The organism is Neisseria sp. P0001.S005 (genome assembly GCF_051963715.1).
In genome coordinates this window covers 1-209 of sequence record NZ_JBQCTZ010001167.1, presented here as the reverse complement: position 1 = coordinate 209, position 209 = coordinate 1, and the positions used below count along the sequence as shown (strand labels likewise).

Genomic DNA, 209 nt, shown 5'->3' with positions numbered 1-209 from the left:
GCTGCACCAGTATCACCTTTGTCGCCTTTAGCACCGGCTGCACCAGTGTCACCTTTGTCGCCTTTAGCGCCGGCTGCGCCAGTGTCACCTTTATCGCCTTTAGCGCCGGCTGCACCAGTGTCACCTTTATCGCCTTTGTCGCCTTTGTCGCCTTTAGCGCCGGCTGCACCAGTGTCACCTTTAGCGCCAGCTGCGCCAGTGTCACCTTT

Annotated in this window: 1 protein-coding gene; it reads right to left on the bottom strand. The window is 58.9% G+C overall.

Features of this window, described 5'->3' with window-relative positions; genetic code table 11:
* On the bottom strand, positions 1 to 209 hold a 209-nt coding region (locus tag ACTHSP_RS24435), incomplete at both ends, for a hypothetical protein (protein WP_440347267.1).